This window comes from Pseudomonadota bacterium, assembly GCA_023229365.1.
Taxonomy (GTDB): Bacteria; Myxococcota_A; Polyangia; order JAAYKL01; family JAAYKL01; genus JALNZK01.
On sequence record JALNZK010000081.1, the window covers coordinates 1 to 24098 of the forward strand.

Consider the following 24098-nt stretch of genomic DNA (forward strand, 5'->3'; position numbering starts at 1 on the left):
TGCGATCACGGCCCTCACCCCTGCCCCTCTCCCGTTGGGAGAGGGAATGAGGAGACCGACGTGCGATCACGGCCCTCACCCCTGCCCCTCTCCCGTTGGGAGAGGGAATGAGGAGACCGACGTGCGATCACGGCCCTCACCCCTGCCCCTCTCCCGTTGGGAGAGGGAATGAGGAGACCGACGTGCGATCACGGCCCTCACCCCTGCCCCTCTCCCGTTGGGAGAGGGAATGAGGAGACCGACGTGCGACGGTCAGTCGGGGGAGGGCGGGACGCGGCGGGCGAAGAAGTCGAGGACGAGCCGCGCGATCTTCTCGCCCCGGCTGTAGATCATGGAGTGCATGCCCCCCTCCTCCTCGACGTACTCGGCGTCTTGGAAGACCGACGCCGTGAGGCGCGCCCACTCGACCGGCATGACCTCGTCCTCGGTGCCGTGCACCACGAGCGTCGGGCACGCGATCTCGCGGGTCGCCTGCCGCGCGGCGCCCTGGTTCAGGGTCATGCCGAAGATCTGGCGGTAGTAGCTGTACGGGCGCACCCAGAAGATCGCGCGCTGCGGCAGCCCGGGCGCCTCCTCGTAGTCCGCCCGCTCCACGCCGTGCTCGACGAGGCCGCGCAGCCTGTCGGGGTCGAGCCGGAGCGCCATCCGCGACCTGCGCTCGCGCCGCGAGACCTCGTCCTCGTCGATGCCGAACATCACCGTGGAGAACAGCGCGAGCGCCTCGACCTCGATCCCCTTCTTCCGCGACGCGAGCTCGATCGCCGCGTACGTGCCCATGGAGACGCCGGCGAGGTGGACCTTCGAGACGCCCAGCGCGTCGAGGAAGTCGGCCGCGATCTCGCCGTAGTCGCCCACGTGCCCGGTGTACGCCGCGCCGCCGTCCGGCCAGTCCAGCGCGATCACCTCGAACCGCTCCGCGAAGGCGGCCGTGTTCAGGTAGATGCGCGCGTCATAGAAGCCGCCGGGCAGGAGCAGGAGCAAAGGCGCGCCGGGCGCCGGGCCGTCGAGGTGCAGGTACCGGTACTCGGCGGTGCCGCGCTGCGATGGCACCGTGCGCTCGGTCCACGGCGCGACCGGGACGTCGGGCCGGACCGTGCGGGTCGGCGCCTTCGGCACGCACGCGGCGGCGAGCACGAGGGCGGCCGCCCACGGGAGAGCGCGTCGGATCTTCAGGCTCATCTGCACGGACCTCCTTCCCCGAGGGCCCCGCTCTTTGGTAAGACCTCGGTGAGGAGGGTGCAACATGAGCGGTTCCAAATTCCGGAAGGTCATCGTCATCGCGCTCGCGACGTCGTGCCTCGCCGCGTGCGGCGGCGCGTCTTCGAAGGCCGCTGCCGCGGGCGACGGATCGGGAGCGGCGGGAGACGACGGCGCGCCGGCAGGCGACGCGGACGACGCGGTGCAGGTCGAGGGGCTGCTCGGCGACATCCCGCAGGACGACGTGCAGCGCATCCTCGCGCGGAAGAACGACGCCGTCGCGGAGTGCTACCAGCGCGCGCTCGACGTCCTCGAGCAGATCGAGGGAAGGGTGGAGCTCGTGCTCGACGTCGGGGCCGACGGGTCGGTCGCGGCCGCGCACCTGCGGAACGGGTCGCTCGGATCGGCGGACGCGGAGGCGTGCATCGTCGCGCTCGCGAAGCGGCTCGCCTTCCCGAAGCCGCGCGGGGGCTCCCACGCCTCCATCGTGTACCCGCTGACGCTCGAGGAGCCGTACGACCACCCGGCGCCGGTCGACTGGAGCGGCCCCGAGTCGAAGGCCGTCGTGGAGGCGAACGCCGCGGACGTGGAGCGCTGCCTCGCCGGCGCGACCGGGGTGCAGCTCACGGTGTACGTCCGGAGCGGCGGCGCCGTCGTCTCGGCGGGCGCGACCGCGGACGAGGTCGAGGCGGCCGACGAGGCCGCGTGTCTCGCCGAGGCGGCCGGGAGGTGGACGTTCCCGGATCCGGGCGCCAAGACCGCGAAGGCGATCATCGCGTTCTGATCAGAGATCGGTGAGCAGCTCGGGCGCGAACGCGTCGTCGATCATGATCCGGCGGTCGCCTACCCACAGGCTCTTCTGCGCGCCGAAGACCGGGATCGACGTCGCCGAGGTGAAGCCGCCGATCGCGGGGTTGGCGCCGATCGTGATCGAGGCGCCCGGCCGATAGCCCTCGAAGAGCGAGCTGCGGTGGTCCTGCGTGAGGCCGAGGTTCGCGCCGATGACGACCTCCGAGATCTTCGCGGAGTTCTCCGAGCTGCGCAGGAACAGCCGCAGATCCCGCTCGAGCTTCCGGTTGCCGCACGTGATCTGCCGCACGCGCCCGCCCTCGAGCTCGAAGGAGACCGGGCTCTCGGCGACGTCGTACGTGTGCTGGAACCAGTCGCCGAGGTTGCGATCCGCGACGAACACGCCCTCGGCGTCGGTGGGGATGACGATGATCTGCCCGGACGGCAGGTTCTGCCACCTGTCGCGCGTGATGAGCCCGTCGAGGACGTGGAGCGCGGGCGGCGTCGCGCACCGGCACAGGAGCTCCGCGCCGCCGGGCGAGGTCATGCGGAGCTCGGACGCGCCCTGCAGGGCGTCGACGATGCGCGCGACGAACTTCGCGACCTGGCGGTAGTCCGTGGCGAGCCCGTCGACGAACACCGGCTCGGTGATGGACGGCATGTGGGCGTGGCGCAGCTTCTTCTCGATGACGATGTCGAGCACGGCCTTCCGGAGCGCGAGCTCGCCCGGCATCGCCGTGAGCGCGAGCGCGGAGCAGGTCGCCTGCGCTATCGTGCGCGCGACGACCGCCGGGAGCACGGTGAGCGGCCGGCCGCCGTATGCGTCGACGTCGCACGCGTCGCACCGCGCGCCGACCTCCGCGAACGCCGCGCGCAGCGCCGCGGCGATGGCGCGCGTCGAGGCGTCGTAGACGACGACCGCGCGATCCGCGGCGGTCGCCGCGAGGCACACGGTCACCGCGTTGCGCGCCGCCTTCGCGAGCGCGGGCGGAACCGGCGTCTCGGCCAGATCGGTCGACACCTCTGGTAGTTCGCGTGGCATCTCTGCACGAACCCATCGTTCGGGATACGGTGCATGTATAGACCCGCCGCAGGATCGCGTCAACACGGGGCACCGGGCCTCTCCTCGGCGCGCCCGAGCCGCGCCAGCATGCAGGCGAGGCAGAGCGGCGTGCCGTCGACCCGGCCGAACTCGAGATCCGAGCACTCGGCGCAGAAGACGATCTTCGGCACCGGTCTCTTCGGCGCGCTCAACGCGCAGCCGAGGCGCAGCATCATGTTCTCGTTCATCTTCGACTCCTCGTTCTCCGAATCCGATGACAACGGCCACGGCCGCGAAGCGGAGGAGCGCGTCGCGCTCCCTCGCGTGCGGCCGGTCTTTTTCCGCGTCAGGACGGGAGGCGAGGGGGGCCGCGGAGCGGGTGCCCCGCGAGGCGCTTGGACGCCGCGAGCGCGGCGGCGACGAATGCGGACTCGCGCGCGGCGGGTCCCGCCACCGCGGGATCGTCGTGAAGCGGGTTGCCTACCGCGGGCGGGCCTCCGGAGGACGGGGCGTTTCCTTGCAGCGCCTGTCCGCGGCGCGAGGCGACGGACGGCGTGGGGAGCCCACCCGTCGGGTCCGGGCTGGACGACGCCTCCGCCTCCTCGGCGAGCGCGGCGCAGCGCGGCGCCTGCTCCAGGGCGGCGGCCTGCAGGACGACGGCGGACAGGCCGCACACCACGGCGCTCGAGAGGCGGAGCTCGAAGATCGAGCCAACGGCGGCGCGCTGAGCGCTCTGGCGTTTCGGCATCTGCGACATCGTTCCCACAACGGCCCGAGCGCGCGGTCTATTCCGCCGGGCGAGGAGATCGCAGGGGGTCACCCCGCTGCGCGCCCTTTACCTCGGTGCGACCGGATGGTAGGTTTTCCGTCGCCATTTCGGCGCAAGAGGAGAGGAAGAACATGCGTTTCATTTCGACGATCGTGGTCGTTGTCGCGGCGATGGCGGCGCTGGGCTTCGCGGCGTGCAAGTCCGAGGAGCCCGTGAACCCGTACGCGCAGGGCTATCCGCAGGGCTACCCGCAGGGGTACCCGCAGGCGTACCCGCAGGTGCCGGTCGCCCAGCAGCCCGTCGCGCAGCCCGCGGCGCAGCAGCCGGCGAACCCGATGGCGGGCCTCGCGGCGCTCGGCCAGGCGATGGGCGGGATGGCCGGACAGCCGGCCGGGCAGCCGGGGCAGGTCGCCGCGCCGAACGCGCTCGTGCCGTGGCAGTCGCTCGGCCAGGCGCTGCCCACGTCGGCGGGCTGGGCGATGCAGGGACAGGTCGAGGGGGAGAGCGTCAACGTCATGGGCATCGCCGCCTCCACGGCGAAGTGCCACCTCACGCAGGGCGCGATGACGGCCGACGTCGAGATCATCGACAACGCCATGGCCGCCGGCATGGCCGGCATGGGCTTCGCGATGCTCGGGAACATGGCCACGGACACCAACGAGGGCCGCTCGAGCCGGGTGAACTTCGGCACCTACCCGGGCATGCAGAACTTCCAGAAGGCGAGCAACAGCGCGGACGTGACGGTCGTCGTGGGCAACCGGATCCTCGTCACCGTGAAGGTCTCCAACGCCGGGAGCGAGGCGCCGGCGCTGCAGCTCGCGCAGGCCATCAACTTCGCGCACCTCGCGTCGCTCATCGGCGGGTGACGCCGACCATGGACCCCCGCGAGTTCAGGAAGCGCCTCGACGAGCTCGTGCGCGCCTTCGAAGCCGACCCCGCGAACGTCAAGGGTCACGGCCTCAAGGACTGCCAGAGGTGCTCGAGCTGCGTGTTCTGCGAGGGGTGCGTGCGGTGCCACAAGTGCTCCTACTGCAAGGGGTGCGAGGGCTCGACGAACCTGACCCACTGCATCGACTGCGCGGCGTGCCACAACCTCGCCAACAGCGTGGAGTGCTCGGGGTGCACGAGCTCCGCGTTCCTGGTCCTGTGCCGGGACCTCACCGAGTGCAACTACTGCTTCGGCTGCGTCGGGATCTCGCGCAAGGACTTCCACATCCTGAACGAGAAGCACGACCGCTCGACCTACTTCAAGCTGGTCGCGGATCTGTCCGCCGCGCTCCGCATCGCGAGGCCATGAGGGCGGTCGTCCAGCGCGTCCGCGGGGCGCGCGTCCTCGTCGACGGTGTCGAGGTCGGCGGCATCGGCGACGGGCTGCTCGTGTACCTCGGGATCGGGTGCGGCGACACGGACGCGGATCTCGGCACCCTCGCCGAGAAGATCGCCGGGCTGCGCGTCTTTCGCGATGGCGCCGGGGCGATGAACCTGTCGGTCGTCGACGTCGGCGGCCGCGCGCTCGTCGTCAGCCAGTTCACGCTCTACGGCGACGTGCGACGCGGCAAGCGCCCGTCGTTCGTCGCCGCCATGGAGCCGAAGTCGGCCGAGGAGATGTACGTGCGGTTCGTCTCTCGCCTCGAGGCGCTCGGCGTGCCCTGCGCGCGGGGCGCCTTCGGCGCGATGATGGACGTCCACTCCGTCAACGACGGCCCGGTCACGATCCTGATCGATTCGAAGAAGCTTTTCTGAGGCCCACGGCAGAGGAGGTCATCATGCAGTACAACGCGACCCCGTTCCCGATCGACCCCGGCATCGGCCCCACGACGACCGACGCGAGCATGTGGCTCGAAAAGCAGAGCGAGAGCGTGCGGCGCGTGACGCGGATCGACGCGCGCGGCCGCCTCGTGCAGGAGCCGGTCGTCGAGGACGGCGCGTGGGTGGATCCCACGGCGCGCCTCATCGGCGGCATGATCATCGGCGCGGGCTGCTACCTCGGCCCGTTCGCCGTGATCCGGCTCGACGAGAAGCCGACGCCCGAGCCGCTGGTCATCGGCCCCGGCTCCAACGTCCAGGACTGCGCCGTGATCCACTCGACGACGCAGCGGATCGGCAGCCGCGTCATCGTCGCGCACCAGGCGATCGTGCACGGCGCGATTGTAGAGGACGACGTGACGATCTACATCCAGGCGGTCGTCGACGGCGGCGGGGCGGTCATCGGCCGCGGCGCGTTCCTGCACCAGGGGTGCTACGTCGGCAAGGGCGTGCGCGTGCCGCCGGGGCGCTACGTCGGGCCGGGCCGGAAGATCCTCACGCAGGCCGAGGCCGACGCGCTCGGGCCCGTGCCCGAGGCGCTCCTCCACGTCCGCGAGCACGTCCTCGAGTCGAACGACGCCCACGTGCGCCGCTACCTCTCGTTGCGGTCGGCCGGCGAATGACCGTCGCGGTGACAGGGGCGTCGGGCCACGTCGGCGGCAATCTGGTGCGGGCGCTCCTGGCCCAGGGCCGCGAGGTGCGCGTCCTCGCGCGCCAGGATCACCGCGCGTTCGCCGGGCTCGAGGTCGAGATCGTAGACGGCGACCTGTTCGACGAAGACTCCCTGGCGCGGCTTCTGGACGGCGCCGAGACCGTGTTCCATCTGGCGGCGCGAATCTCCATCGTCGGGCCCGAGGGGGGGCTCGTGGAGCGGACCAACGTCCTCGGCGCGCGCAACGTCGCCGCCGCCTGCCTCGCCGCCGGGGTCAAGCGGCTCGTGCACGCGAGCTCGATCCACGCGTTCTCCACCCACCCCAACAGCGAAGTCATCGACGAAACCCGGGCCTTGGCCCTGGATCGCCGGCACCTGGCCTACGACCGCTCCAAGGCCCGCGGCACCCTCGAAGTCCTCGCGGCGGTGGAGCGCGGCCTCGACGCCGTGATCGTCCACCCGAGCGGCGTCATCGGCCCCAACGACTTCAAGGTCTCGCGCATGGGCGCGGTGATCCTGGACCTGGTCCACCGCCGACTGCCCGCGCTCATCGACGGCGGCTACAACTGGGTCGACGTCCGCGACGTCGTCGACGGGATGCTCGCCGCAGAAAAGAACGGCCGCCGGGGCGAGCGCTACCTGCTCACGGGGCGATGGGCACACGTCGTCGAGCTGGCGGCCCTCGTCACCAAGTTCACCGGAAGGCCCACGCCGCGCTTCAGGACACCCTTGTGGCTCGCGATGCCGGCCTCGTACGGCAGCCTGCTCTGGGGTCGGGTCACGCGCACGACGCCCAAGTTCACGCCCGGGGCGGTGCGCGCGGTGGCCATGCACCGCTACGTCAGCCACCTGAAGGCCACCGAAGAGCTCGGCTACAACCCGCGCCCGCTCGAGGCGACGATCCGCGATACCTTGGCCTGGTTCGCGGAGGCCGGAATGATCGAGGCGTAGCTCACATCGCCTCCGGCGCGGGCACGCCGAGGAGGTCGAGGCCGCGGGCGAGGCCGATGCGCGCCGCGTCGACGAGCGCGAGGCGGGCTTTCCGGATCGCGGGATCCTCGCACAGCACGCGCAGGTTCCTTTCCGCGTTGCCCGCCTGCTGGTACCGGTTCCACGCCCGCGCCACCTCGTAGACCGCCCGCGCGAGACGGGACGGCTCGAGATCCTCGGCCGCCGCGACGACCGCGGCCGGGAGGCGGGCGAGCTCCTTGACGAGCGCGGCCTCCTCGATCGCCGCGAGGAGCGACCAGTCGACGTCGGCCGGGTCGGGCGCGCCCCCGCCCTTGCGCAGGATGGAGCAGCAGCGGGCGTGCGCGTACTGGACGCAGATGCCCGTGAACCCCTTGGTGTTCAGGATCTCCTCCCAGTCGAAGGTGTAGTCCGACGTCCTGAGGTTCTTGAGGTCGCCGAACACGATGCCGCCCACGCCGACCTGCTCGGCCACGGCGTCGATCTCCGCGACCCGCTCGTCGCTCGCCTCGCGCATCTTCGCGAGCGCGCGATCGCGGGCCTCGTCGAGCGCGTCGGTGAGGAAGACGACGTTCCCCTTGCGCGTGCTCATGCCCTGGATGCGGCCGAAGTGGGCGTGCGTCATCCGGTCGGCCCAGGCGTGCCCCATCGCCAGGAGCGCGCGCTTGAGCTGCCCGAAGTGGAGCTTCTGTTCCACGCCGACGACGTAGATCGATTTCGCGAACGCGAACCGCGCGAACCTGTCCCGCGCCGCCGCGACGTCCCGCGTCGCGTACAGCGTGGCGCCGTCGCTCTTGCGCAGCATCATCGGCGGCTCGCCCTCGGCGTACGGCATGTCCACCACGAGCGCGCCCTGATCCTCGCGCGTCCCCACCGTGCGCCGGATCTCCTCGATGACGGCGTCCATCCCCTCGCGGTACCGGCTCTCGCCCTCGATGAACTCGAACGAGACGCCGAGCCTGTCGTACACGCGCTGGAACTCCCTGAGGCTCAGCTCACGGAACGTCCGCCACAGCTCGAGCGCCGCGGGATCGCCGTCCTCCTGCGCCTTGAACATCGCGCGCGCCGCGGCGTCGAACGCGGGATCCTCGGCGGCCATGCGGCTCGCGGAGACGTAGAGCTCGAGCAGGTACGGGATCCCCTCGGCCTCGAGCCGTGCCCGATCGCCGGACCGCCGGAACGCCTCCGCCAGGAGTCCGAACGTCTTGCCCCAGTCGCCGAGGAAGTTCACCCCCGCGACGCGGTAGCCGAGCGCCCGGTGGATCCGGGCGAGGGCGTTGCCGATCATCGTCGAGCGCAGGTGGTGGAAGCCGAGCGGCTTGGCGATGTTGGGCGACGAGTAGTCGATCACGACGTACCCGCCCGCGCCGAGCTCCGAGCCCGCGAAGCGCTCGCCGAGCGCCCGGATCTCCGGGGCCACGCTCGCGAAAAGGTGCGCGGTCGAGATGTGCGCGTTGACGTACGGCCCCACGGCCTCGATCGCCGCGAACATCGGGGACGGCTCGATCTTCGCCGCCGCCGCCGCCGCGATCTGCGCCGGGGACTGCCTGAGCCGCTTCGCGAACGGGAAGCACGGCAGCGACAGATCGCCGCGCTCCTCCTCGGGCGTCTTCAGGTGGGCACGGATCTCGGCCTCGTCGATCCCGACCGCCCGCGCGACGGCCGCGGTGAACGCGTTTTCGTATCTCCTCATGGGTGCGCGATTTCCGTTCGGGCGGGGATCAGAACTCGACGACCGCCGCGGCGCCGCCCATCCCGGGGCCGACCACCGGCGCGAACGAGACCTGCGCGTCCGCCGCCGGTTCCGCGCTCTCGCCCTTGTTCTTCTTGACGATGCGGATGGTGCCCCACGTCGCGCCGGCGGCCGCGATCACGGCGCCCACGATGCCGACGACGTCCGCGACGACCGCCTTCTTGTGGGCATCGTCCTGTGCGGCCGGATCGGCGTCCGGGTCCGACGGCTGCGCGTTCTTCGCCAGGCTGCCGAGCACGCCCCAGCCGACCGCGACGCCCACGACGCCCACTCCCGCGACGACCCACGGGACCACGTCGAGCGCCTCGATCTTCTTGCCCGTGTCGGGCTCGCCCTCGCCTTCCCCCTCTCCCTCGCCCTCGGGCTTCTCGGCCGCGACCACCGGCGGCGGGCCCGCATGGCCCGGCTCGAGTGTCACCTCGACCGGGACCGACTGTCCGGCGGTCACGGCGACCGACATCTTGAAGTCCTCGAAGCCCTTCTTCGAAACCTGGATCTTGTGCGTGCCCGGGTCGAGCTTGGTCAGCCCGACGGTCGGGGTCTTGGCGACCTCCTTGCCGTCGACGTAGACGGTCGCGTTCGCCTCTTCGCACTTGATCTCGATCCCCGTCTTTTCGAGGCGCTCCTGCAGGATCGCGAGCTTGTTGAGCAGCGTCGTGCGCTCCGAGTTGTTCGGATCCGCGTCGAGGTACTTCTTGAGGAAGTCGACCGCCTTGACGAGATCGCCGAGCTTCTCCCAGGCCTGGCCGATGTTGTAGAGGAGCAGGGGGCGCGGATCGAGCCGGTACGCCTCCTCGAACTCGGCGATCGCCTTCTCGTAGCGCCCCTGGGTATAGTAGTCCTGCCCGGCGAGGTAGTGCTGCCGGGCATCGGCGAAAGCCGCCGTCCCGGCGAGCAGGACCGCCGCCGCCACGATGACGCAAACTCGTTTCATGCCGTATCTCCCCTACCCGGCCGCAGTGGAGCCTCGCTCCAAGACGGAGTGTCGTTACTCAAGGTGTAGTGTTATTTATGGAACGTGGAAAGAAGAAAACAATTCTGCACCGAACGGCGGCTCGCGGCGTTCGTGATCGCCCTGTTCGCCTCGTCGTGCGGCCTGCGCTGCGGCGAGGGGCGGGTTCCCGAGCGCGAGATCGTCCCCGTGCCCGAGAGGATCCCGGCGCCGCCGGCGATCTCCTGCGTGGACGGCGCCCGCGCCCTTCGGGACGTCGAGAGGCTCGTCGCGCTCGGCCCGAGACCGCCGGGCGGCCCGGGCGCCGAGGCGGCGCGGCAGCTCATCCTCGGCGAGCTGAGGCGGGCCGGGCTCGAGCCGAGGCGCCGCGACTTCACGGCCCACACGCCGCACCCGGAGCTCGGGAAGGTCGAGCTCGCCAACATCACGGCCGACGTCGCCGGACCGGGCGGGACGGTGATCGTCGGCGGACACTACGACCTCAAGCTGCTGCCCGGCGTGGAGTTCGTCGGCGCCAACGACGGCGGCTCGTCCACCGCCGTGCTGCTCGAGATCGCGCGGTGCCTCGCCGCGCGCGGCTCCCCCGCGAGGGTGCGGCTCGCGTTCTTCGACGGCGAGGAGGCGCTCGTGAGCTGGAGCGACGCGGACGGCCTGTACGGCTCCAAGCGCATGGCCGCGGATCTCGCCGGCTCGCCCGATCGCGCCTCGGTCGCGGCGATGGTGAACGTCGACATGGTGGGCGACCGGGATCTCTCGTTCTTTCGCGAGACGCTCTCCACGCAGTGGGTCCTCTCCGCGCTCGAAAGGTCCGCCGAGCGTCTCGGGCACGCCGCGCTGTTCGGCGGCCCGCGCGCGGCCGTCGAGGACGATCACCTGCCGTTCCTCCGGATCGGCGTGCCGGCCGCGGACCTCATCGACCTCGAGTACGGCCCCGGCCCCGGCTCGAACGACTACTGGCACACGGCCGCGGACACCCCGGACAAGCTCTCGGCGGCGAGCCTCGCCGCGGCGGCGCGGATCGTCATAGGCGCGCTCGAGGAGCTGTCGGGGGGCGAGCCCGCCGCGCCGTCACCTTGAGCCGGTCCGCACCGCGAGCCTTGTTCATTTTGCGGCGATAAGGCAATGTATGGTAGGGCATGGTCCCGAGGGACGTCATGGCGCGCGGCAAGATTTCGACGACTATCTACATCACGGAGGAGCAGGACCGGCAGCTCAAGGAGCTCAGCCGGCGCACCAACGTGCCGGTGGCCGTCTACGTTCGCGAGGGAATCGACATCGTCATCCGGCAGCACGGCGACGTGCTCCCCGGGCAGCTCTCCCTGCTGAAGCCCCGCGGGGAGTGAGCGCCACCTTGCCACCCCGGAGCGTCCGATGAGGCTCCGCCCGCAGACCGGCCTCGCGGTGATCGCGGCGTGCGCGGCCGCGTGCTCGCCCGAGCTCGGTGCCGCGATCGGCGACGCTCCTCCGACCGCGCTCGAGTGCCCGGAGCCTGAGGCGCCGGACGCGGGGCCCGGGGACGCCGGCGCATCGGCGGAAGGCTCGGTCGTGATCATCAGCGTCGACGGCCTGCGCGCCGACGCGGTGACCGCCGCACCGGCGGACGCGCTGATCGATTTCGCGTGCCGCGGCTCCTACTCCCTCTCAGCACGCACCATCCTGCCCGCGCTCACGCTCCCGGCCCACGCGTCGATGGTTTCGGGGTACGAGCCCGAGCAGCACGGGCTCCTGCACGACTCCATGAGGGAGGACACCTGCATCGAGGTGCCCACGGTGTTCGGCCTCGCCGAGGAGGCAGGGCTCGAGACGGTGATCGTCGTCGGCAAGGAGAAGCTCGTGCAGCTCGCGCCGCCGGGTTCCTGCGACTATTTCGAATGGGTCACCGGCGGGGACGCCGCGGTCGTCGACGCCGCGATCGCTGCCGCCGCGGGGGGCTTCGACGTCCTGTTCGTCCACCTCCCGTCGGTCGACTGGGTGGGGCACTCGTCGGGGTGGATGTCCGACGACTACCTCGCGCAGGTGCGCGCGGCGGACGCGGAGGTCGCGCGGCTCGTGGACGCGCTGCCCGCCGGGGCGACCGTGATCGTCACCGCGGACCACGGCGGCCACGACTCGACCCACGGCGACGACGTCGCGACCGACACGATGATACCGTGGATCGTCGCGGGGCCGGGCGTCCGCGAGCGGCACGTGATCGGTGCGCCCGTCTCGGTCATGGACACCGCCGCGACGGCCGCGTTCGTCGCGGGGTTCGCGCTCGAGCCGGACGCGATCGGCCGCCCGGTCGAGGAGGCGTTCGGGGAGTAGCGCGGCGCGTCACCAGAGGGCGCGGGCCAGCGCGTCGATCGCGGACGTGTAGGCGCCGACGAGATGCGCCCCGAAGAACACGTGCTCGAGCGCGCCGAGCGCCAGGAACGGGCCGAACGGCACGCGAGCCTTGCGGAAGCGCACGGGCTGCTCGTCCTCGTCGCCGTCGCCGCGCTCCTCTTCGAACACCGGCTCGGGCTCGTTCGCCCGCCTTCTCAGGACGACGATGATCGCGCCGACGATCAGCCCCTGGAGCGCGCCGGCGAACAGGGCGAACACGCCGCCCTGGAAGCCGACGAACGCGCCTATCATCGCGAGCAGCTTCGCGTCGCCCTCGCCCATGCCGGGCCTGCCCGTGAGCAGGCGGTACCCCTCGATGAAGACGAGCCGGATGAGCGCGTAGCCGGCAAACGCCGCGACGAGCGGTTCCATCCAGCCGAGCGGCAGCACGAAGGCGTTGGCCGCGATCCCGACCGCGATCCCGGGCAGCGCGATCGCGTCCGGAATGAGGTAGCAGTCGGCGTCGATCATCGCCGCGGTCACGAGCGCGAAGACGAAGCCGAACCACACGAAGAACTCGGCCGCGGCCTGCTGGAACGACGCGGGCTCGCCGGCCAGCGTCAGCCGCGCCACGCTGACCGCGAGCAGCGCCATCGCGAGCTCCACGAGCGCGTACCGCGGCGAGAAGCGGGCCTTGCAGTCGCGGCACCGGCCCCGGAGCACGAGGTAGGAGAGGATCGGGACGTTGTCGTAGAACCGGATGGGCTCGCCGCACGCCATGCAGTGCGATCCGGGGCGGACGACGGACAGCTCGCGCGGCCACCGGACGATCACGACGTTCGCGAACGATCCCCAGAGCGCGCCGAAGACGCCCGCGAAGAGCTGCCACTGCCACGGCGCGATCATGTCGAAGGGCGGCTGCACGGGCGCAGTCTACCACGGCGGCGCGGTTGGGCGTATTCTCCGGCTCATGCCGCGCATCAAGATCGAGGAGCACGCCCGCTACCCGTTCTCGACCGAGCTCGAGGTCCGCGTCGCGGATCTGAACTACGGCGCGCACTTGGGCTACGAGCGGCTCCTCTCCCTGGCGCACCAGGCGCGCGTCCGGATGTTCGGCGGGCTCGGCGCGAGCGAGCTCGATCTCGGCGACGGCGCGACCGGCGTCGTCGCGGCCGACGTGGCGGTCGCCTACCTGAGCGAGGCGTTTCTCAACGACGTCCTGGTGTTCGAGTTGAAGCCCGTGGAGATCGGCCTCGTGGCGTTCCGGCTCGCACACCGCGTCCTGCACAAGGGCACGGGCAGGAAGGTCGCGCTCATCGAGATCGGGTTTGTCGGGTTCGACGCGCGCCGCCGCGCGCCCGGGCGCCTTCCGGACGGCTTCGTCGCGAAGCTTCGGGAATTGGGCGGGGATCGACCGAGTTGATGGGATCGATGGGAATTCCGGGAAGGATGGGAAGGGTGCTCGGGGTCGGGACGATCCTGGCGATCCTTTGCCTGCCCTCGATTGTGTCTGCGTTTGAGCCCGCGGTCATCGAGGTCGCGCCGAGCTGGTACGACCTGGCCGCGTCGCTCGCGGATCGGACGGCGATCGCCGAGGAGCTGGCCCGGCGGGGATACGAGCCGCCCGAGGAGGCGCACCTGCTCGTCGGCGGCGTCTCGAAGATCGGGGAGCGCCCCGCGTACACCTGGTTCTCGCTCGGCGACACCGGCTTTCGCGCGTCGGCGGAGTCGTTCTGGCCCGCGTCGATGGTGAAGCTCGTCGCCGCGGTGGGCGCGCTCGCGACGCTGCGGGGGCACGGGCTCACGGGCTCGGCGCGGGTCTCGTTCACGGACGGCCGCGGCGCGTGGTCGGGCCCGGTCTCGAACCTCACCTCGAGCGCGCTCACGCACAGCAACAACGTCGCGTACGACCGCCTGATGAAGATCGCGGGATTCGACGAGATCAACGATAGGCTTCTGAGCGCGGAGGACGGCTTCCCGTTCATGACCATGCAGCGCGCGTACGACGCGGCGAACGACCCGACGCTCCGGATCTCGCCCGAGATCACCTTCGACGAGAGGGGGCGCGCGGGGACGATCCCGCGGCGGGAGTCGGCGCGCGATCACCCGCAGTGTCCGGACGACGGCAACTGCGCGACGCTCTTCGAGATGCTCCACTTCCTCCAGAGGGTGGTGCTGCACGACGAGCTCGACGGGCGCGATCGCTTCGATCTCCATCGCGCCGACGTCCGCGCGCTGCGGCGCTGCCTGGACAGGTCGCCCACGCGGATCGGCGACGGCGTGCGGGCCGCGCTGCGCCACCCGATCGTCGTCTACAACAAGGGCGGCCGCGTGCCGGATCTCGTGGCGAACGATCACGCGCTCGTGGTGGACCTGCGGACGCACCGGCGGTACCTCGTCGCGGCGTCGATCCGGGAGACGGGCGGCAAGGAGGCGACGCAGGAGCGGCTGACCGAGCTCGTGTCGCGCGGCGTACGGGCGGCGGTCCGCGCGATGGATCGCGGGATCCCCGCCGCACGGGACGGCGGGATCCCGATCGCGTTCGCCTGGAAGGACGCCGGGGAGGGCGCGGCGCCGCTGCGGATCGACGTCGCGGCCGAGGGCGAGCTCGACGCGCTCGCGCTCTACGCCGGTCGCGAGGAGATCGCGCGCTCGAGGGGCGAGCCGCTCGCCGTGAACCGTGCGCTCCCCGGCGAGGCGCTCGATCTCTACGTGGCGATCGCGCGCAGGGGGAAGAAGATCGTCGGCTACAAGACGCTCGGCCTCGCGCAGAAGGTTGGCGAAACCTACACCAGTTCGATCCTGGCGACGCCCGGGATGGCGGCGAGCGGGTCGAACGCGCGGACGCACGCCTGCTTGTCCACGGATCGGATCGAGAAGGAGATCGTGCAGGTGCCCGCCGCCCGATCCGCCGAGTAGCCGATGTCCTGCACCGTGATCTTCTCGGCGGCGAGGGCGCCGCGGCACGCGGCCTCGACCTGGGCCCGCTGCGCCACGTCGGTGGCGACGACGAGCGTGCGGTAGACGACGCTGTGGACGCGGCGCTCGATCGCGTGCAGCCCGACGAGGATGGCGAGCGCGAGCACCGCGGCGGTGGCCGCGAGCGCGTACTCGCCGTAGCCGATGGCGACGCCGACCGCGGCGATGAACCAGATCTCGGCGGCCGTGGTCAGGCCGCGGATGAAGTTCTCGCGGAGCCGCAGGATGGCGCCCGCGCCGAGGAAGCCGATGCCGGTCACGATCCCGGCGGCCATGCGCGACGGATCGACGTTGAGCTGGAAGTGCCCGTCGCCGGAGATCCCCTGGAGCGCCGCGCCGCGCGAGACGACGATGAGCAGCGCCGACGCCATGCACACGAGGGCGTTGGTCCGAAGCCCCGCGGCGCGCCCGTGCAGGTGGCGCTCGATGCCGAGCACCGCGCCAACCACCGCCGCGCCGACGACCCTGAGCAGCGCCTCGAGATCGAAGAGATCGAAGAATTCCATGCCTCACCCCCGCGGCCGCTTCACAGGCGGTCGACAACGAGCTCGAGCCGTTCGGGCGGCGCGTCTCCTATCTCGAACGCCGACTCGAGCAGGCGCATCGCATCGTCCGCGCCCGCGCCGCTGTGGTGCAGCACGGCGAGCGGCGCGCCCTCCTCGACGGCCTCCCCCCGCACGGCGATCAGCTCCACCCCCGCCGCCGGGTCGATGTCGTCCTCCTTGCGGCGCCGTCCGGCGCCGACCTCGAGCGCCGCCATGGCCACCGCGCGCGGCCGGATCGCCGAGATCCATCCGCGCCGGGGGGCGGCGAACGCCTCGCGGCGTCCGGCGATCGGGAGCCGGCCGGGATCGTCGCACACGCGCGGCTCCCCCCCCTGCGCCTCGATGACGCGGGCGAACAGCGCGAGCGCCTTTCCGTCCGCGAGGACGCGGCGCACCGCGGCCCGCCCGGATTCGAGATCCGCGGCGGCGCGGCCGAGCACGAGCATCTCGGCGCCGAGCTCCACGGTGAGCGCGATCGTGTCCGGCGGTCCCTCGCCGCGCAGCACGTCGATCGCCTCGCGCGCCTCGAGCGCGTTGCCGACCGTCCGGCCGATGGGTGCGCTCATGTCGGTGAGCAGCGCCCGGACCGCCACGTTCGACGCCGCGCCGATGCCGATGATCGTCCGTGCGAGCTCGCGGGCCCTCGCCGCGGTCTCCATGAACGCGCCCTCGCCGACCTTGACGTCGAGCACGAGGGCGTCGATCCCCTCGGCGAGCTTCTTGCTCATGATGGACGACGCGATGAGCGGGATCGACTCGACGGTGCCGGTCACGTCGCGCAGGGCGTAGAGCCGCCGGTCCGCGGGCGCGACGTCCTCGGTCTGGCCGATGAGGAAGAGGCCGAGCCGCTCGAGCTGCGCAGAGGCCGCCGCGGGCTCGAGATCGACGCGGAACCCGGGGATCGACTCGAGCTTGTCGAGCGTCCCGCCCGTGTGGCCGAGCCCCCGGCCGGAGATCATCGGCACCGGCACGCCGCACGCCGCCACCGCGGGCGCGAGGCACAGCGAGATCTTGTCGCCCACGCCGCCGGTCGAGTGCTTGTCGACCTTCGGGCCGCGCACGCGATCGTGCCGCATCACGGCGCCCGAGCGCGTCATCGCGTCGGCCCACGCGGCGAGCTCGTCCGTATCGAGCCCGCGGAAGAAGATCGCCATGAGCAGCGCCGCCATCTGGTAATCGGGGATCCGGTCCGCCGTGTACTCGCTGATGAGCGCGCGCAGATCCGCGTCTTCGAGCCGCCGGCCGTCGCGCTTGCGGCGGATGATCTCCGGGACGTTCAGCTTCATGGTGCTTTCGGTAGCACGAGCGCCCGCGCCGGGCAAATCGGGGAGCGACGCCGGATCAATCGGAGGCCAAATGGCGCATGACCTTCGCGATCCTGTCCTTGCCCGTGCGGCCCTCCGCTGTTGCCATCGTGATCTCGTAGAGAATGCCCGAACCATGTTCCATGTGGATCCCGTTCAGATCCAGGAACACGAGGGCCGCGACCAGTCCGGTGCGCTTGTTGCCGTCGACGAAAGGGTGGTTCGCGACGATGTGGAAGAGGTACGCGGCAGCCATTTCGAAGAGATCGCGGTGCAGCGGCTCGCCGTTGAACGTGGACCTCGGCTGCGCCGCCGCCGATTCCAGGAGCGCGCGGTCGCGGATCCCCGTTCCGCCGCCGTACCTCTCGATCTGCAGCGCGTGTATCTCCAGGATGTCTTCGACAGTCAGGAACTCGGGATCATCGGGCGAGCTTGCGCAGCGTGACATCGTGGGCGTCCATCACCCGTTTCGCGGCGCTTCGGACGCGACGCCCGGTGCCTTCGCGAAGCGGGACGATGATGAGCGCTTCTCCGTCGGTGCGGACTTCGAGGCGCGTTTCCCTGTCGATGCAGAGCAGATCCAGGATCGGCCTGTCGATGATGAGACCGAGGCTGTTGCCGATCGCCGTGAGCGTCTTGACCATGATGATGCCTCCGCGCTGCGGATGTTATAACAATGGTATAACATACGGACGACCGTCCGCAAGGGAAGCGGGGGTGATCTGAGCATTCCCGGTCTCACGACGCCGCGGTGAACAGCCCGAGCTCCCCGCCGAGCGCGACGCACTCCGCCACGGCGAGGCGCGCCACCCGGGCGAGATCGCCCTCCGGCCAGCGCTCGCCGAACGCGAAAAGGGCGTCGAGGGCTTCGTTCGTCGGCGTGTGGCCGAGGATCGCGATGGCGCGGAGGAGATCGTCCGCGTCGCACCCCTCGTCCGCCCGCTCGAGCAGCCGCCGCGCGGCCGGGACGAGCGCCACGTGCTCGTACGGGTCGAACGCCGAGGAGCGCGGAGGGGGCATGAGCGCGTGGGCGCGGGCGTAGAGCGGGTGCGCCGCGGCGTCGGCGGCGTCCACGGCGAACATGCCGGTGAGCCACTCGACCTTGCCGCTCGCGGCATCGCGGATGGGGAATCCGAAAGAGAGCATGACCAGTTGCTCTCGTTCCGACCTCGCGAGACGGGCTCTCATCCTTCGTGTTCTGCTCGGCATGGCGATCTCCTCCTCGGTGATGGGCGCCGGTGTCTTCGCCGGACGCACACCACTGAATCGGACGTTCGCGCAAAAGGTTGCCGAAAAAGTGAGCTGCTCGTGCGAAAAACGACGCCGTCGATTGTTCAGAACGCTCCCATCGCCGCGAGCCCCGCGTTGTTCGGACCTACCCACGCCGTCGGCGCGACCTCGATCGCGCCTTTTTTCCGTGCTGCGCTCTCCAGCGCGACGAAGTCGTAGATGGCGAGCCCGAACGCGCCGGCGACGAGAACGCCGCCCGCGGCGAAGAACCACCCGGCGTCGCGTCCCCTCGGGACGCCGATCGCGGCGAGAACGGTGCCGGTGCTCAGCAGCACGAGCCGCACCCAGAGCGCGGTGCCGGTGCGGCTCGAACTCCCGAGGTAGTAGTGACCTAGGCTCGGGCCCACGGTGAGCACCACGTCCGCGGCGAGGACTCCTGTCAGAAGCAACCACGGAAGCCGGGTCGCCCCGCCCACCACGGCGAGCCCTGTGGTCAGCGCGAGCCCGAACCCGGTCGTGCCGTACGACAGCCAGCGCGCCGTCGCGATGTCTTCGCGGCCGTACTCCGGAACGCTCGCTGCGGCGGGCTGCGTCTCCACGCCCCCGTCGATCGCTGCGGCCTCCCCTGCGCGCGCCGGCGCTGCGAGGAGGGTTCCGATCGCGAGGAGCGCGGGCGCGTATACCGTCTTGAATGCCATCGCCCCATTGGACACGCGGCGGGACCGGTCGTCGACCGGAATCTGTGGCGCGGCAGCCTCGAAGGGGATAGACCTCGACGCCATGGATACGAAGGAAACCGTGAAGGAGCTCAAGCGAAAGTACAAAGAAGCGCCCAAGGAGGCGGGGGTCTTCCGCATCACGAACACGGCGAACGGGAAGGTGTACCTCGGCTCGAGCCTCAACCTGCACGGCCCGCTGAACAAGCACAGGTTCACGCTGTCGATGGGCTCGCACATCAACAAGGCGCTCCAGGCCGACTGGCAGAGGTTCGGCGCGGACGCGTTCGTGTTCGAGATCGTGGAGAAGGTGAAGCCCTCCGGCGACCCCGGCTTCAAGGTCGAGGACGAGCTCGAGCTGCTCGAGCAGATCTGGATCGAGAAGGAGCGGCCGTTCGGCGAGAGAGGCTACAACGAGGGGAAGAAGGTCAGGGAGTAGTCAAATCCCGATCCTCCGGAGCTGAATCAAAACCCCGCTCTCGTCGATCGATGATCTCAGGTCGATCGTCGCCTCGATGCCCCAGTCCTCGTCGCCCTCGGGGTCGAGGATCTTGTGGTGGATCTCCCACAGCCTGTGCTCAACCTCGCGGATCGCGGTGTTCGCGGTCTGTCGAGCGCGTGGAGTGAGGTCGATCGCGGCGTGCTCGGCGAAGTACGGCGCCAGCGCCTCCTCGAACCGCTCCTTCGTCCACGGCGCCTCCGAGTCCGGCCGCACGAGGTCGATCGCCGCCTCGCAGTCGCGCCGGCCGAGCGCGGCCACGAGCGTGTGCAGCTCGTCGCGGATCCGGGCGCGCAGCGCCCGCGGATCGTCGGCGATCGACGGGGGCCTCTCGGGCGCGGCCGCGTCCCGGGCGTCGTCCTCGAGGGGCGCGTCCACGAGCAGCCGCCACTCCTCGACGAGGCTCGCGTCCACGCGGCGCACGAGCCCGTGCAGGTAGGCGAGCGCGTCCTCGAACCCCTCCGTCCAGAACGACGGCGGCACGGTCTGCACCGCGGTCTTGTAGACCTGCGAGAGGTAGCGCAGGAGCACGCCCTCGCTGCGCTGGAGCCCGTAGACGCTCACGTAGTCGTTGAACGCGACGTACCCCTCGAACATCTCGCGCGCCACGGACTTGGGCCGGACGCTCTCGCCGCCCACCCACGGGTGCGCGGCCGAGAACCCCGCGAACGACTCCTCGATGAGCTCCTTCAGAGGCTGCGGGTGCTCGACCGCCCGCAGCCGCTCCATGCGATCCTCGTATTCGACGCCCTCGGCCTTGAGCCGGCCGATGAGATCGTCCTTGATGAGGCTGATCTGCCGCTCGAGCACGGCGCGCGGATCCTCGAGGATCGCCTCGACGAGCGAGAGCGCGTCGAGCGGGTAGCTCTCGGCGCCGCGGTCGAGGAGCTCGATCGTGGCGACGAGGTAGAGCGAGAGCGCGTGGTGGAGCGAGAAGTCGCGCTGTAGCGCGTCGCTCACGACCGCGCGCGACCCTCGGCCGCCCTCGTTGCGGACGAGCGAGACGATCCCGGCGCGCCGCAGGGACCGGAACAGCTCCGCCGCGCGCTTGAGCCGCCGCTGCTTCGCCTTGTCCGTGCCGTGCGATCGCGCGATGAGATCCACGAGCCGGCCGTACCCCCCGCCGACGCGTTCGCCCGAGCCGTGCAGGAGGTTGACGATCATGCCGTGCGTCACGTCGAACCGCGGCTCGAGCGCCTCGGGCAGCGCCCCCTTCAGCCGCGAGAACGTCTTCTCGTCCCACGGCACGGCGCGGGGCGGCGGCTTCTGCTTGACGAGCTTCTTGCGCAGGTGCGGGTTCGCGGCCGCCTTGGCCTCGATCCGCCTGTTCTCGACGGTCCACTCGGGCGCGAGCACGACGACGCGGCCCTTCTCGTCGAACCCCTTGCGCCCCGCGCGCCCGGCGATCTGGTGGAACTCGCGCGCCGTGATCAGCCCCACGCGCTCGCCGTCGAACTTGTACAGCCGGCTCATCACGACCGTGCGGATCGGGATGTTCACGCCGACGCCGAGGGTGTCCGTCCCGCTCACGACCTTGACGAGCCCGCGCTGCGCGAGCCGCTCGACGACCCGGCGGTACTTGGGCAGGAGCCCGGCGTGGTGCACGCCGATGCCGTGCCGGACGAACCTCTGGAACTCCCGCCCGTACGGCGTGTCGAACCGCACGCCCTCGAGCTCGGCGGCGATCGCGCGCTTCTCCTCCTTCGAGCACACGTCGATGCTCATGAGGTTCTGCGCCACCTCGGCGCAGTCGCGCTGCGTGAAGTTGACGAGGTAGATGGGCGCGTCGCCCGACGCGACGAGCGCCTCGATCGTCTCGTGCAGCATCGCCTCGCGGTACTCGAGCTCGAGCGGCACCGGCCGCGAGGCGGAGCGCACGACCGCGACGTCGCGATCCGTGAAGCCGGCGAGCCGCTTCTCGACGTCGTCGGTCTCGCCGAGCGTCGCGCTCATGAGCAGGAACACCGAGTCGCGCATCGAGACGAGCGGGATCTGCCACGCCGTGCCGCGATCCCGATCGCCGTAGTAGTGGAACTCGTCCATCACGACGTAGTCGACCGGCACGTCGTCGTCGCGCAGCGCCATGTTCGCGAGGATCTCCTGCGTGCAGCAGACGATCGGGGCGCCGCGGTTGACGCTCGCGTCGCCGGTGAGCAGCCCGACGCGGTCCGGGCCGAAGCGATCGCACAGGTCGAAGAACTTCTCGTTGACGAGCGCCTTGGTCGGCGCGGTGTAGTACGAGACGCGCCCCTCGGCGAGCGCCTGGAAGTGGAGCGCGAGCGCGACGAGCGACTTGCCGGAGCCGGTCGGCGTGCTCAGGATCACGTGCTTGCGGCCGAGGAGCTCGAGGATCGCCTCCTCCTGCGCCGGGAACAGCGTGAGCCCGAGCTCCCCGACGTAGCCGACGAACAGATCGAGGATCGCGTCCGGGTCGAGCGCGCGGCCCGATCGCCTCGCCTCTTCGAGGATCCGCGCGAGCGGCGCCGTGGTCGGTTCGGCCATGGACGGGTTATGACAGGTGCGGCCGGGAATTCAAGGTCAGGCGCCGAAGCCGAACTCCACGCCGACTGTGAAGAACAGGTTCCAGTTCCGCTCCCGGACCTCGGCGTCCTCCATGTCGCCCTTGGCGTTGTCGATCAGCTCGATCGACCAGTTCAGGCCGGGCACGATGGCGACCGGACCGACCGGGATCGCGTAGCCGAGCGTCAGCTTGGGCCCGAGGTTGAACCGCTTGTAGTCGTCCCAAGCGTCGTCGTTCCAATCCGCGGTGATCTCGTTGTCATCGTCTTTGTACTTCGTCTTTGCGGACAGAGCGAAGTAGAGTGCCACCGCGAGCCCGACCTGGAACCCCTTGATGTTCAGCTTGGCGCCGAGCGGGATCTCCATGTAGATCATCCGTTCCCAGTAACGGGCATCATCTTCTTTGAGCCGGAACCCCTTGCCGACGAAGCCGATCCCGCCCTCGAGCGCGAGGATCTCCATGAGATAGAAGTCGAAGTACGCCCCGCCGGCGCCCGCGAACCGGGGCTTGGGCTTCTGATCGATGCCGTATATCCCTTCCATGAGATCTTCGGTGTCGACGTCGTCGTGCTTGATGATCGAGTGCGCCATGCCCATCCCCATGTACGCGCCCACGACGAACGGCTTGTATCCGCCGCCGCCGGCCGGCGTGCCGACCTGGATCTCCTGGGCCGACGCCGACGTGGCGAACGCCATCGCCAGGACGAACGCACCCACACCCATTAACTTTTTCATGTTGTGTCCTCCCTTTCGTTAAACGAAAGATTGATCGCTGGCGAAAGCCTAACACCGGCCCTGCGGAGGGTCAAATTCGCGGCCGACGAAGATGTGGAACACAGCGCGATAGTTGAAATATTCGGCGGCCACCCGCGCGTTTTCCGCTTGTCGGATCGGATGTGCTGTGCGACCGTTCAGCTGTCGATCCGTTCAGGGAGATCGAAATGGGAAGCTTTATTGTCGAGGGGGGGGTGCCGCTCAGCGGCGAGGTCGTGCCCGCGGGCAACAAGAACGAGGCGCTGCCCGTCCTGGCCGCGAGCCTCCTCGCGAGCTCGCCGGTGACGCTCTACAACATCCCGCACATCGGCGACATCAACAGCATGATCAAGATCCTGGAGAGCCTGGGCGCGAACGTCCAGAGCCAGGAGGACGGCGGCCTGCTCATCGATCCGACCGGCGTCGGCTCCGAGGAGCCGGACCAGCCGCTGTGCGCGAAGATCCGCGCGTCGTTCCTGCTCGCCGGCCCGCTGCTCGCGCGCCGCGGCCACCTCACGCTGCCGCGCCCCGGCGGCGACCGGATCGGGCGCCGGCGCCTCGACACCCACGTGCTCGCGCTCGAGCGGCTAGGCGCCGAGGTGGAGCTCGCGAAGTCGTACCACCTGACCGCGCCCAGGGGGCTCCGGGGCGCCGAGATCTTCCTCGACGAGGCGTCGGTCATGGCGACGGAGAACGCGCTCATGGCCGCGGCCGCGGCGGAGGGCCAGTCGATCATCTCGAACGCGGCCTGCGAGCCGCACGTCCAGGGCCTCTGCCGCATGCTCTCGGCGATGGGCGCCGGGATCTCCGGCATCGGCAGCAACGTCCTCCATATCCAGGGCCGGCCGAGCCTCGGCGGCTGCACCCACCGCGTCATGAGCGATCACATCGAGATCGGCTCGTTCATCGGGCTCGCGGCCGTGACCGGCGGCGAGATCGCCATCCGCGACGTGCAGCCCGAGAACCTGCGCATGATCCGGCTCGCGTTCCGCCGCCTCGGCGTCGAGACCGTGCTCGACGGCACGACGCTCACGGTGCCCGCGCACCAGAAGATGGAGATCCAGTGCGATCTCGGGGGCGCGATCCCGACGATCGACGACGCGCCGTGGCCCGGCTTCCCGGCGGACCTCACGTCGATCGCGCTCGTCACCGCCACGCAGTGCCGCGGCACGGTGGTCGTGCACGAGAAGATGTTCGAGAGCCGCCTGTTCTTCGTCGACGCGCTCGTCGGCATGGGCGCCAAGATCGTGCTGTGCGATCCGCACCGCGCGGTGATCATCGGCCCGGCGTCGCTCTACGGCCAGGAGCTGTCGAGCCCG

The 24098-nt window shown here is 70.6% G+C and carries 27 protein-coding genes and 1 pseudogene; 13 read left to right on the forward strand and 15 right to left on the reverse strand.

Going from position 1 to position 24098, the window contains the following annotated elements; genetic code table 11:
- Positions 1-252: 252 nt before the first annotated feature.
- Positions 253-1179: an alpha/beta hydrolase gene (locus M0R80_22590; GenBank protein MCK9462422.1), complete on the reverse strand. Its 927-nt coding sequence runs from the start codon at positions 1177-1179 to the stop codon at positions 253-255.
- A gap of 64 nt (positions 1180-1243) precedes the next feature.
- On the opposite strand from M0R80_22590, the gene M0R80_22595 reads away from it, so the two are divergent.
- Positions 1244-1981, forward strand: a complete 738-nt coding sequence (locus M0R80_22595) for an AgmX/PglI C-terminal domain-containing protein (GenBank protein ID MCK9462423.1) — start codon at positions 1244-1246, stop codon at positions 1979-1981.
- Here the strand turns inward: M0R80_22595 and M0R80_22600 are convergent, their stop codons facing one another.
- The 3 genes from M0R80_22600 to M0R80_22610 form a co-directional block, all read right to left on the reverse strand.
- On the reverse strand, positions 1982-3028 hold the full coding sequence (locus M0R80_22600; GenBank protein MCK9462424.1) for a hypothetical protein: 1047 nt from the start codon (positions 3026-3028) through the stop codon (positions 1982-1984). It lies immediately after the preceding gene.
- 59 nt (positions 3029-3087) lie between these two features.
- A complete protein-coding gene (locus tag M0R80_22605; protein ID MCK9462425.1) occupies positions 3088-3276 on the reverse strand; it encodes a hypothetical protein in 189 nt (62 codons plus the stop codon).
- A gap of 98 nt (positions 3277-3374) precedes the next feature.
- Positions 3375-3776, reverse strand: a complete 402-nt coding sequence (locus M0R80_22610) for a hypothetical protein (protein MCK9462426.1) — start codon at positions 3774-3776, stop codon at positions 3375-3377.
- Between the two features lie 152 nt (positions 3777-3928).
- On the opposite strand from M0R80_22610, the gene M0R80_22615 reads away from it, so the two are divergent.
- From M0R80_22615 to M0R80_22635, 5 genes are read left to right on the forward strand one after another with little or no spacing between them, the layout of a single operon-like run.
- Positions 3929-4663: a hypothetical protein gene (locus M0R80_22615; protein ID MCK9462427.1), complete on the forward strand. Its 735-nt coding sequence runs from the start codon at positions 3929-3931 to the stop codon at positions 4661-4663.
- Entirely contained in the window at positions 4660-5094 is a 435-nt protein-coding gene (locus M0R80_22620) for a caib/baif family protein (protein MCK9462428.1), read from the forward strand. Before M0R80_22615 ends, M0R80_22620 begins: the two co-directional genes overlap by 4 nt.
- Positions 5091-5540 carry a D-aminoacyl-tRNA deacylase gene (gene dtd / locus M0R80_22625; protein ID MCK9462429.1) on the forward strand — a complete coding sequence of 150 codons (450 nt, stop codon included), beginning with the start codon at positions 5091-5093 and terminating at the stop codon, positions 5538-5540. The genes M0R80_22620 and dtd overlap by 4 nt, the downstream gene beginning before the upstream one ends.
- Positions 5541-5563: 23 nt before the next feature.
- Positions 5564-6226, forward strand: a complete 663-nt coding sequence (locus M0R80_22630) for a hypothetical protein (protein MCK9462430.1) — start codon at positions 5564-5566, stop codon at positions 6224-6226.
- The gene (locus tag M0R80_22635; protein MCK9462431.1) at positions 6223-7206 is read left to right on the forward strand and encodes an SDR family oxidoreductase; all 984 of its coding nucleotides are present in this window, start codon (positions 6223-6225) and stop codon (positions 7204-7206) included. Before M0R80_22630 ends, M0R80_22635 begins: the two co-directional genes overlap by 4 nt.
- A gap of 1 nt (position 7207) precedes the next feature.
- On the opposite strand, the gene argS is transcribed toward M0R80_22635, so the two are convergent.
- Together argS and M0R80_22645 are read right to left on the reverse strand one after the other, a co-directional pair.
- On the reverse strand, positions 7208-8917 hold the full coding sequence (gene argS / locus M0R80_22640; GenBank protein MCK9462432.1) for an arginine--tRNA ligase: 1710 nt from the start codon (positions 8915-8917) through the stop codon (positions 7208-7210).
- 28 nt (positions 8918-8945) lie between these two features.
- Entirely contained in the window at positions 8946-9911 is a 966-nt protein-coding gene (locus tag M0R80_22645; protein MCK9462433.1) for a PEGA domain-containing protein, read from the reverse strand.
- Positions 9912-9995: 84 nt separating this feature from the next.
- Here M0R80_22645 and M0R80_22650 point away from each other — a divergent pair, with 84 nt between their 5' ends.
- From M0R80_22650 to M0R80_22660, 3 genes are all read left to right on the forward strand, one after another.
- Positions 9996-11006, forward strand: a complete 1011-nt coding sequence (locus M0R80_22650) for a M28 family peptidase (GenBank protein ID MCK9462434.1) — start codon at positions 9996-9998, stop codon at positions 11004-11006.
- Positions 11007-11083: 77 nt separating this feature from the next.
- Positions 11084-11272, forward strand: coding sequence for a ribbon-helix-helix domain-containing protein (locus tag M0R80_22655; protein MCK9462435.1), 189 nt, complete (start codon positions 11084-11086; stop codon positions 11270-11272).
- Positions 11273-11300: 28 nt separating this feature from the next.
- Complete coding sequence (locus M0R80_22660; protein MCK9462436.1) at positions 11301-12233, forward strand: alkaline phosphatase; 933 nt, start codon at positions 11301-11303, stop codon at positions 12231-12233.
- Positions 12234-12242: 9 nt separating this feature from the next.
- Here M0R80_22660 and M0R80_22665 read toward each other — a convergent pair whose 3' ends face one another.
- Entirely contained in the window at positions 12243-13157 is a 915-nt protein-coding gene (locus M0R80_22665) for a prepilin peptidase (GenBank protein MCK9462437.1), read from the reverse strand.
- Positions 13158-13203: 46 nt separating this feature from the next.
- Between M0R80_22665 and M0R80_22670 the strand changes: the two genes are divergently transcribed.
- Together M0R80_22670 and M0R80_22675 are read left to right on the forward strand one after the other, a co-directional pair.
- Entirely contained in the window at positions 13204-13656 is a 453-nt protein-coding gene (locus M0R80_22670; GenBank protein MCK9462438.1) for a thioesterase family protein, read from the forward strand.
- A gap of 26 nt (positions 13657-13682) precedes the next feature.
- Positions 13683-15152 (forward strand): class A beta-lactamase-related serine hydrolase, encoded by a 1470-nt coding sequence (locus M0R80_22675; GenBank protein ID MCK9462439.1) that lies wholly within the window; start codon positions 13683-13685, stop codon positions 15150-15152.
- A gap of 182 nt (positions 15153-15334) precedes the next feature.
- Here the strand turns inward: M0R80_22675 and M0R80_22680 are convergent.
- The 6 genes and pseudogenes from M0R80_22680 to M0R80_22705 form a co-directional block, all read right to left on the reverse strand.
- Positions 15335-15718, reverse strand: a pseudogene (locus M0R80_22680) (MgtC/SapB family protein).
- Between the two features lie 20 nt (positions 15719-15738).
- Positions 15739-17043: a thymidine phosphorylase gene (locus M0R80_22685; protein MCK9462440.1), complete on the reverse strand. Its 1305-nt coding sequence runs from the start codon at positions 17041-17043 to the stop codon at positions 15739-15741.
- A 55-nt stretch (positions 17044-17098) separates the two neighbouring features.
- A complete protein-coding gene (locus M0R80_22690) occupies positions 17099-17509 on the reverse strand; it encodes a type II toxin-antitoxin system death-on-curing family toxin (GenBank protein MCK9462441.1) in 411 nt (136 codons plus the stop codon).
- The gene (locus M0R80_22695) at positions 17481-17705 is read right to left on the reverse strand and encodes an AbrB/MazE/SpoVT family DNA-binding domain-containing protein (protein ID MCK9462442.1); all 225 of its coding nucleotides are present in this window, start codon (positions 17703-17705) and stop codon (positions 17481-17483) included. The genes M0R80_22690 and M0R80_22695 overlap by 29 nt, the downstream gene beginning before the upstream one ends.
- Before the next feature lie 94 nt (positions 17706-17799).
- A complete protein-coding gene (locus M0R80_22700; GenBank protein ID MCK9462443.1) occupies positions 17800-18207 on the reverse strand; it encodes a hypothetical protein in 408 nt (135 codons plus the stop codon).
- Between the two features lie 188 nt (positions 18208-18395).
- Entirely contained in the window at positions 18396-18989 is a 594-nt protein-coding gene (locus M0R80_22705) for a hypothetical protein (GenBank protein ID MCK9462444.1), read from the reverse strand.
- A gap of 82 nt (positions 18990-19071) precedes the next feature.
- Here M0R80_22705 and M0R80_22710 point away from each other — a divergent pair, with 82 nt between their 5' ends.
- On the forward strand, positions 19072-19446 hold the full coding sequence (locus M0R80_22710; protein MCK9462445.1) for a GIY-YIG nuclease family protein: 375 nt from the start codon (positions 19072-19074) through the stop codon (positions 19444-19446).
- On the opposite strand, the gene M0R80_22715 is transcribed toward M0R80_22710, so the two are convergent.
- Together M0R80_22715 and M0R80_22720 are read right to left on the reverse strand one after the other, a co-directional pair.
- Positions 19447-22008 (reverse strand): DUF3516 domain-containing protein, encoded by a 2562-nt coding sequence (locus M0R80_22715; protein ID MCK9462446.1) that lies wholly within the window; start codon positions 22006-22008, stop codon positions 19447-19449.
- A gap of 36 nt (positions 22009-22044) precedes the next feature.
- The gene (locus M0R80_22720) at positions 22045-22761 is read right to left on the reverse strand and encodes a PorT family protein (protein ID MCK9462447.1); all 717 of its coding nucleotides are present in this window, start codon (positions 22759-22761) and stop codon (positions 22045-22047) included.
- A 206-nt stretch (positions 22762-22967) separates the two neighbouring features.
- Between M0R80_22720 and M0R80_22725 the strand changes: the two genes are divergently transcribed.
- A partial coding sequence (locus M0R80_22725; GenBank protein MCK9462448.1) for a UDP-N-acetylglucosamine 1-carboxyvinyltransferase occupies positions 22968-24098 on the forward strand: 1131 nt, incomplete at its 3' end.

What these genes read in the sequence shown, in the direction of transcription:
- M0R80_22590 (MCK9462422.1), bottom strand. Translation starts at nt 1,179, where the DNA reads ATGAGCCTGAAGATCCGACGCGCTCTCCCGTGGGCGGCCGCCCTCGTG.
- M0R80_22595 (MCK9462423.1), top strand. Translation starts at nt 1,244, where the DNA reads ATGAGCGGTTCCAAATTCCGGAAGGTCATCGTCATCGCGCTCGCGACG.
- M0R80_22600 (MCK9462424.1), bottom strand. Translation starts at nt 3,028, where the DNA reads ATGCCACGCGAACTACCAGAGGTGTCGACCGATCTGGCCGAGACGCCG.
- M0R80_22605 (MCK9462425.1), bottom strand. Translation starts at nt 3,276, where the DNA reads ATGAACGAGAACATGATGCTGCGCCTCGGCTGCGCGTTGAGCGCGCCG.
- M0R80_22610 (MCK9462426.1), bottom strand. Translation starts at nt 3,776, where the DNA reads ATGCCGAAACGCCAGAGCGCTCAGCGCGCCGCCGTTGGCTCGATCTTC.
- M0R80_22615 (MCK9462427.1), top strand. Translation starts at nt 3,929, where the DNA reads ATGCGTTTCATTTCGACGATCGTGGTCGTTGTCGCGGCGATGGCGGCG.
- dtd (MCK9462429.1), top strand. Translation starts at nt 5,091, where the DNA reads ATGAGGGCGGTCGTCCAGCGCGTCCGCGGGGCGCGCGTCCTCGTCGAC.
- M0R80_22630 (MCK9462430.1), top strand. Translation starts at nt 5,564, where the DNA reads ATGCAGTACAACGCGACCCCGTTCCCGATCGACCCCGGCATCGGCCCC.
- M0R80_22635 (MCK9462431.1), top strand. Translation starts at nt 6,223, where the DNA reads ATGACCGTCGCGGTGACAGGGGCGTCGGGCCACGTCGGCGGCAATCTG.
- argS (MCK9462432.1), bottom strand. Translation starts at nt 8,917, where the DNA reads ATGAGGAGATACGAAAACGCGTTCACCGCGGCCGTCGCGCGGGCGGTC.
- M0R80_22645 (MCK9462433.1), bottom strand. Translation starts at nt 9,911, where the DNA reads ATGAAACGAGTTTGCGTCATCGTGGCGGCGGCGGTCCTGCTCGCCGGG.
- M0R80_22655 (MCK9462435.1), top strand. Translation starts at nt 11,084, where the DNA reads ATGGCGCGCGGCAAGATTTCGACGACTATCTACATCACGGAGGAGCAG.
- M0R80_22660 (MCK9462436.1), top strand. Translation starts at nt 11,301, where the DNA reads ATGAGGCTCCGCCCGCAGACCGGCCTCGCGGTGATCGCGGCGTGCGCG.
- M0R80_22670 (MCK9462438.1), top strand. Translation starts at nt 13,204, where the DNA reads ATGCCGCGCATCAAGATCGAGGAGCACGCCCGCTACCCGTTCTCGACC.
- M0R80_22675 (MCK9462439.1), top strand. Translation starts at nt 13,683, where the DNA reads ATGGGAAGGGTGCTCGGGGTCGGGACGATCCTGGCGATCCTTTGCCTG.
- M0R80_22685 (MCK9462440.1), bottom strand. Translation starts at nt 17,043, where the DNA reads ATGAAGCTGAACGTCCCGGAGATCATCCGCCGCAAGCGCGACGGCCGG.
- M0R80_22690 (MCK9462441.1), bottom strand. Translation starts at nt 17,509, where the DNA reads ATGTCACGCTGCGCAAGCTCGCCCGATGATCCCGAGTTCCTGACTGTC.
- M0R80_22695 (MCK9462442.1), bottom strand. Translation starts at nt 17,705, where the DNA reads ATGGTCAAGACGCTCACGGCGATCGGCAACAGCCTCGGTCTCATCATC.
- M0R80_22700 (MCK9462443.1), bottom strand. Translation starts at nt 18,207, where the DNA reads ATGCTCTCTTTCGGATTCCCCATCCGCGATGCCGCGAGCGGCAAGGTC.
- M0R80_22705 (MCK9462444.1), bottom strand. Translation starts at nt 18,989, where the DNA reads ATGGCATTCAAGACGGTATACGCGCCCGCGCTCCTCGCGATCGGAACC.
- M0R80_22710 (MCK9462445.1), top strand. Translation starts at nt 19,072, where the DNA reads ATGGATACGAAGGAAACCGTGAAGGAGCTCAAGCGAAAGTACAAAGAA.
- M0R80_22715 (MCK9462446.1), bottom strand. Translation starts at nt 22,008, where the DNA reads ATGGCCGAACCGACCACGGCGCCGCTCGCGCGGATCCTCGAAGAGGCG.
- M0R80_22720 (MCK9462447.1), bottom strand. Translation starts at nt 22,761, where the DNA reads ATGAAAAAGTTAATGGGTGTGGGTGCGTTCGTCCTGGCGATGGCGTTC.